This is a genomic window from Acidiphilium sp., from assembly GCF_049977125.1.
Lineage (GTDB): Bacteria > Pseudomonadota > Alphaproteobacteria > Acetobacterales > Acetobacteraceae > Acidiphilium.
Map to the genome: position 1 here is coordinate 6583 of NZ_JBMFGY010000084.1, position 7044 is coordinate 13626.

General features: G+C 66.5%; 3 protein-coding genes. All 3 read right to left on the reverse strand.

What is annotated here, in order from left to right; translation table 11 throughout:
- Positions 1–182: 182 nt before the first annotated feature.
- Positions 183–1238 (reverse strand): dTDP-glucose 4,6-dehydratase, encoded by a 1056-nt coding sequence (rfbB, locus tag ACP5E6_RS12420; RefSeq protein WP_427954555.1) that lies wholly within the window; start codon positions 1236–1238, stop codon positions 183–185.
- Between the two features lie 74 nt (positions 1239–1312).
- Entirely contained in the window at positions 1313–5080 is a 3768-nt protein-coding gene (locus ACP5E6_RS12425; RefSeq protein ID WP_427954556.1) for a glycoside hydrolase family 99-like domain-containing protein, read from the reverse strand.
- Between the two features lie 27 nt (positions 5081–5107).
- Positions 5108–6763, reverse strand: coding sequence for an amidase (locus ACP5E6_RS12430; protein ID WP_427954557.1), 1656 nt, complete (start codon positions 6761–6763; stop codon positions 5108–5110).
- Positions 6764–7044: the final 281 nt, after the last annotated feature.

The following is a 7044-nucleotide window of genomic DNA, read 5'->3' on the forward strand; positions in this document are numbered from 1 at the left end:
CATTAGTTTTAGGAAAGGGGTGGGCTGTCCAGACCATCGCCGCGACAAATGCGATGCAACGCCCACCCCTTTCCTAAAACTCCGGGTTCTAAGGGCTGCGCCCTTAGCGGAGGTCCAGGAGGCGGCGCCTCCTGGTGGGGTCTGGGGCGAAGCCCCGGCCTTCCCTGCACCTGATACGCCCCTCATGCCGCGGTGCCCAGGCGTTGGCCGGCGTAGCGTGCGGTGCGGATGGGGTGCCACCAGTGTTTATGGGTGAGGTACCATTGGATGGTACGGGCGATGCCGGATTCGAAATTGTGGGTGGCGTGCCAGTGGAGGGCGGTTTCGGATCGGGTGGGGTCGATTTCATAGCGGAAATCGTGGCCGGGGCGGTCGGTGACGAAGCGGATGAGGCGGGTGCGGGGACCGGCGGGGTCGGGGTGTTGCTGGTCGAGCAGGGTGCAGATGGTGGTGACGACGTCGAGGTTGGTGCGGGGCTGGCGGGCGCCGATCGCGTAGGTGGCGCCGGGGATGCCGTTGAGGGCGATCAGCGCGAGGGCTTGCGCGTGGTCATCGACGTAGAGCCAGTCGCGCATGTTCGAGCCATCGCCGTAGACCGGCAGGGGTTTGCCGTCGAGCGCGTTGAGCAGGATGAGGGGGATGAGTTTTTCGGGGAACTGCCAGGGGCCGTAATTATTGGTGGTGTTGGAGACGATGGTGGGCAGGCCGTAGGTGTGGTGCCAGGCGCGGACCAGGTGGTCGGACGCGGCTTTGCTGGCGGAGTAGGGGCTGCGGGGGTCGTAGGGGGTGGTTTCGGTGAAGGGTGGGTCGGTCGCTTCGAGCGCGCCGAAGACTTCATCGGTCGAGATGTGGTGGAAGCGGAAGGCGGATTTGCGGGGTTCGGGCAGGGCCGACCAGTAGGCACGGGCGGCTTCGAGCAGGATGAAGGTGCCGGTGATATTGGTGTTGATGAAATCGGCCGGTCCGTCGATCGAGCGATCGACGTGGGATTCGGCGGCGAGGTGCATGACCAGATCGGGCTGATAGGTGGCAAAGGCGCTGCGCATGGCTTCGGCATCGGCGATGTCGGCGCGGATCAGGGTGTGGCGTGGGCTGGCGCCGGCGGCGTCGAGTGCGGCTTCGGAGGCGGCATAGGTCATTTTGTCGATATTGATCACAGTGTGATCGGATGTGGCGACCAGATGCCGGATAACCGCGGAGCCGATGAAGCCGCAGCCCCCCGTGATCATGATTTTCATGCCGAACCCCAGTTGTTCTGGTCTGTTGAAGAGGTTTTGTCGCTACAGCCTTAGATAGAAGCCTTCGCGTCTATCTAAGCAGGACCCACCGGTTTGTGCAACGCAATGCCTGTCGTTGCGACACCAAGCCGCGCCGCGACCTCGCGGTGATCGGCGCTTTGGCGGGCAATGGCGGCGGCGTCGAGCATCAATCGCGTGGCGGCGATCTCGTGCATCCGGCCGATTTCACGCACGTGGCGTTCGGCGTCGAGAGCTGCGGTCACACCCTGATCGTGGCGGCGATGGATGTTGAGCGGCTCGGCGATCCAGGCGACCGAGCCGGACGCGGCACTCAGGATTTCGATATAAAGCCGCCAGTCGCCGGCGAGTTTCCAATCATCCCAATCGGGGCCGAGGCGCTCGATCGCGGCGAGCAGATCGCTGCGCCGGAACAACACGCCGCTGACGTTCAGGATCAGGTTGCGCGTGGCGAGGAAGCGCGTGGCGAAGTCACGGGCCGGCATGACGAAGGATCGGCTGAGCGCGGCGGCATCGGATTCGACGTAGTAGCGCTGATAATCCGGCATGATCGTTCTGTCCTCGGCGTCGATCGCGCGGGAATCGGCCACGGCCATGACGGCGTCGGGCGCATGGGCGAGGGCGTCGGCGAGGCGGGCGATCAGGCGGGGGTCGGCCTGATCGTCGGCCTCGGCGATCCAGAGATAATCGCCGGTCGCGAGATGGGCGGCGCGGCGCCACTGGGCGAACACCGAACCGCTGTTGGTCGGGTTGCGGTGCAGCGCGAGGGTGCGCCGCCAGTCTGCGGCGAGGCGCAGGGCTTCGGCGATCGAGCCATCGGTCGAGGCGTCGTCGAGCAGCAGCACTTCGGCGAGCGGATAGGTCTGGCCGAACACCGAACCGAGGCGCCCGGCGAGGTAATCGCGATAGTTATAGCTCAGCACCGCGCAAGAGATTTCGATCAGGTCGGGGTGCGCGATGCCGAGCAGGGTGCGGGCATAGGTCGGGAAATCGAAATGCCTGGCCGCGCCGGCGGCGATGCGCGGCCGGTCGGCTTCGAGTGCGGCATGGTCGAGTTGGGCGATGATGGCCTCGGCAAAGGCAGGGACATCGCCCATCGGCACCACATTGCCGGTCGCGGTCGCGCGCAGCAGATCGGGGATGCCGCCGGCGCCCTCGAAGGCGATGGTCGGCAGTCCGGCGGCCATCGCCTCGATCACCGTGGTCGGTAGCGGATCTTCGCGTGAGGTGAGGGCGTAGAGATCGGCGCCGGCGTAGGCGGTGGCGACATCGTCATCGAACGGCAGGAGATGGAACCGTCCGGTCGCGGTGGCGGCGGCGATTTCGAGGCCGAGGTAGTCGCGGATCCACAGATGCGCCTCGCCGAGCCAGATGAAGTGAACATCCGCGCGCACCGCGGCGATCCGGCGGAAAATCTGCATGAACAGATCGAACCCCTTGCGCAGATCGGCGAAGCCGACGCCGAGCACGAGGTAGTCGGCCGGTTTGAGCCGGTGGCGATCGCGGAAGGCGGCGCGTGCCGCGTTGGAGAAGCGCACCTCCTGATAATTGCCCTGCGCCAGCACGATCGTGGTGGGCGGATGCAAATCGAGCGCCGCGCACAAGGCATCGCGCACGAAACCCGATGAGAACACGGTGGCGCCCGCCGCCGCCATGCCCTGGCGGGTGACGCCGCGCAGCGCTCGCTCCTGCACCAGCCGCGGCATTTCATGGATCAGAAGGGTCGACCGGATGCCCTCCCGCGCGAGCAGGGCGCACACGCGCGACGAGGCGGCGCTGTTGACGATGGCGCAGGCGATGCCGCGACTGCGGTAAAGGCCGATATGCGCGATCAGCGATCCTTCATCGGGCGCGACATCGGTGATCCCCTCGGCCTGATAGGAGGTGATCAATTCGCCGCCGCCGAGCAGCAGAATGCGCGGCGTGATGCCGTGATTGCGGCGCAGATTTCGCGCCAGGTGCAGCAGCAACAGCTGGGCGCCGTGATTGAGCGCGTCATGCCCGACCAGCAGAACATTGCGCGCGGTATCGCCCGCCGTCAGCCCGCCGGCGGCGCGGCCGGTCGCGTTGAGAAAGGCGCCGCCGAAATGCAGATCGGGTTCGAGATAGGCCCCCTCGGCCCATTCGTTCCAGGCGTTGATGCACACGATCGCTTCGCCGAACACCGGGCGGCGGCGGGCGCGATCGATCAGGCTGGCGAGCCAGGTTTGATAGGCGTCCGGTGTCGCGTCCTGCAAGATGACGCCGCCTTTGCCTTCGCGCCGCGCATCATTGTCCCACCCCGGCACGATGGTGCGGATCAGCGGATAGGCCGGGTCGGGTTCGGCGAGGGAAATGGCCGCGATATCATCGTAGCGAAAGACGTCGCTGGTGAATTCGGGGTCGAACACATCAAGGCCAGCGTTGAGTTTCGGCGCATTGACGACCAGCTTGTGCGGCGGAAACTCGATGGCGCCGTCGAGACCATGGCGGGTGGGATCGTAATCATGAAAGCTCTGCGCCATGAACATCAGCGGGTTTTCGTTATGGCGTTCGGCGAACAGGGCGCGCCAGCGGGCGATTGTCGCCTGACCATCCGGGATCAGCGCTGCGCGGTAGATCATCAGCAGCGGCCGGCCCTCGAGGCGGATATAGCGCGGATCGGCGAAATGGCGGGCGAAATCATCGATCAGGGCGGCATCGTCCTCGGGTTCGTAATCCTGCGCGAGCAGGATCTCCCGTTCCTGGCCGTCCCAGCGGCGGGTCCAGTTCTCGTTCGCCCACATCAGGCAGAACCGCGTGTCGAGCGATGGGTCGGCGAGCAGGCGTTCGAGCGGGCGTTCCAGCAAACGTCGGCGATTGAACCAGTAATAATAGAAAATGAATCCGGCGATGCCGGCGGCGCGCGCCATGTCGATCTGGCGCGGCAGGGTCGCGGGGTCGTCCAGCGAATAATAGCCGAGATCGCGCGGCACCCGGGGCTGGTAATGCCCGGCGAAGCGCGGCGTGGCGCGGGCGAGGTTGGCCCAGTCGGTGAAGCCGCTACCCCACCAGGCGTCGTTTTCCGGGATGGGATGAAACTGCGGCAGGTAATAGGCCAGCAGAGTCGCGCGGCGCGGGGCGCTGTCCGGCAGGCGCTGGATGGTTTCAAACGCCGGGGATGGCCGCGTCGCCGCGCGGATCGCGCCGGCGATCAGCCGTTCGCGCGCTGGCCGCCGGGGCAGGAAGCGTCCGCCGCGATGCGCGATATAGTGCAGCAGCGGGTTTTCGGCGCCGATGTCCTCGGCATAGCGGGTGCGGTAGAAGCCGGTGTCGAAATCGGGGGCCGGATCGCGCGATTCAGCGACTCCGAAGGCGCAGAAATGCTCGAACGGGTCCGATCGCGTCGCGGCGACATCCGGATTATGTTCCAGGTACCAGGCCGGGTTGAACACCGGCACCGGGCTGACCTGGCCGGTACGACGGCGGCTCAGGAAATCGGCGAGGGCGAGGTGGTCGTCCGGCACGCCGTAGGTTTCGCGATACCAGAGCGCATGGAACATCGGCGACGGATCACGGCCCTCGCGATCGCCGAACTGGATGTAGTGCACCAGCGGATTGACGTCAGCGGCGGCGATGTCCGGATTTCGGAGGCGGTAGTATTCGGGGTCGAAATACGGGTTCGGTTTACGCCCGGCGCGCCAGCCGAGCACACAAAAATGCACCACCGGATCGGCATCCGCCGGCAGGTCGGGGCGCTGGGCCGCGTAGAATCCGGCATCGAACAGCAGGCTGGCCCGAATGAGGGCGCATTCGCTTTCCAATTCTCGCGGGATGTCGCCGGGCCAGGGGCTGGATTGATCCATCTCAGGCACGATCCGTTGGTGCGCGGTTCACGGGCCTTGCGGCCGCAGATCGAGTGCGAGGCGCGCTTCGAGGGCCCGGCCGAGCGCCAGCATCGGCGCTTCGTCGAACAACCGGCCCCACAGGCAGGTGGAATGCGGCACGTGGTGGGTCGCGGCATCGGTGGCGGTGCGCGTGCCGGCAAGCGTGTCGGCGATCCGGCTTGGCGTGTCGATGAAGCCGGACGGCAGGCAGAGGCAGGGGTGGCCGGTGAAATTGGTGATGCCGAGCATCGGGCCGGCAAGGCTGGGGCCGATCATCACATCGACCTCGGTGAACAGAAGGTCCATCGCGAGCATCACCCGCCGGCGCAACCGGTCGAGCTGGATGTGATCGACCGCCGAGAGCAGCCGCGCCATGCGGAACTGGTTCGGCCAGGCATCCACATCCTGCCAGGTCAGCATGTCGTCGCGGTCGCTCAGCGTGAGCGGTTCGAACGTTGCGGCGGCTTCGGCCATCAGGATCGAGGTGAGGCTGTCGTAAGGCAGGTCGGGCCGATGCAAGGCGACCAGGGTGGCTCCGAGGGCGCGGCAATGATCGAGGATCGCGCGATCCTGGTCGAGCGAGCCGTCACCCTGCACATCAGCGGGGAAATACCCGACCCGCAGCCCGGCGGGATCACGCGTCAGATCGCCGCCGAACGGCAGCGCGATACTGGCGACATCCTGCTGATCGGCGCCGTTGATCACCGAGAGAATGAGCGCGCAATCGGCGACGCTGCGGGCGATGGGGCCGATCTTGTCGAGGCTGGGGCACAGCGCCATCACCCCGGTGCGGGCGATACGGCCGAAACTGGGGCGCAGGCCGACCGCGCCGCACCGTGTCGAGGGTGAGACGATCGAGCCATAGGTTTCGGTGCCGAGCGCAAAGCCGCATAATCCCGCGGCCGTCGCCGCCGCTGAACCGGCGGAGGAGCCGGATGAACCTTCCTCCGGGTTCCATGGATTACGGGTGCGCCCGCCGTGCCACAAATCGCCATAGGCGAGGGCGCCGACGGTGGATTTGCCGAGCAGGATCGCTCCGGCGTCGCGCAGGCGCCGCACCACGACGGCATCGGTCGCGGGGAGGCGGCCCTGATAGGGTTCGGCCCCAAAATCGGTGGCGAGGCCGGCGGTGTCGATAATATCCTTGCACGCATAGGGAATGCCGTGCAGCGGCCCGGCCCAGTCACCGCGCGCCGCCCGCGCATCGAGGCGTGCGGCTTCATCGAGTGCGCCGGGATTGAGCCGCGCGTAGCAGAGCAGGCGGGGATTCTGCGCCGCGATCCGCTCGAGATAGAGGCTGGTCAGCCGCACGGCGGTGAGCGATCCGGCGCGAATCCAGCCGATCTGCTCAATGATCGGCGCGAAGGCGATATCGGCATCGCTCTCCGGCAAAGGCGTGGTGGCGAGCGGAAGGGTGAGCGGCATGGCGGCCGGCGCGGTGAAGCCGGGTAACCTTGGGTCGAACAAGGTGGCAGGGGCGATCGCCGCATCGTCGGCGTGGTGCGCCGAGGCATAGGCGCGGCGCGCCATGGCGAGGCCGATCTGCTCGGCGATACCGGCGGCGATCAGGCTGCGCTCGGCCGGCGTGTAACCAATGCCGAGGACCCGCTCTGCCGCCTCGATCTCCTGCGCCGTTACGACCGGCCTGACTGTCTGGTCCATGCTCGCCCCTGTGCCACCTGCGTCTTTAGCATAGGGGCGTTGCAGATGGCGACAAGCGGGGGGTCAGGCCCGCAGGGTTGGCATGATCGCGAGCGGGTCGGCTAGAGAGATATGCGATTAAGTTGACGCGACAGTGGCAACATAATCGCATGAAATCGCTCGAAAAAACATAGAGCTAGAGCGTTAAGCTGAAAGCGTAACGCTCTAGCCGCACATCGCGTTCAGGTTGATCGGCGTCTTGGCCTTTGGCTTGGCCGGTGGTGTCGCCGCCGGGGGCGTGG